At 69.6% G+C, this 230-nt stretch carries 1 protein-coding gene; it reads left to right on the forward strand.

Annotated elements, in window-relative coordinates:
* Nucleotides 1-230 (forward strand): AMP-binding enzyme (locus AAEZ10_RS27850; protein ID WP_502947722.1); only part of this gene is annotated, 230 nt, incomplete at both ends.

The following is a 230-nucleotide window of genomic DNA, read 5'->3' on the forward strand; positions in this document are numbered from 1 at the left end:
GCGCCATCCGGCGGTGGCGGACGCCGCCGCATTCGCCGTGCCGCATCCGCGCCTCGGGCAGGACGTAGCCGCGGCGGTTGTGCTGCATCCGCAGATGAGCGTCTCGCCCAACGAACTGCAGAACTTCTTGCGCGGTGAGCTGGTGTATTTCAAGGTGCCGCGCCGCGTACAGGTCATCGACGCCTTGCCGCGCGGGCTGACGGGCAAGGTGCTGCGGCATCACCTGGCGG

Source organism: Pseudomonas sp. H26/SER47-MNA-CIBAN-0231 (assembly GCF_040310465.1).
In the GTDB taxonomy this organism is placed as follows: Bacteria; Pseudomonadota; Gammaproteobacteria; order Pseudomonadales; family Pseudomonadaceae; genus Aquipseudomonas; species Aquipseudomonas atacamensis.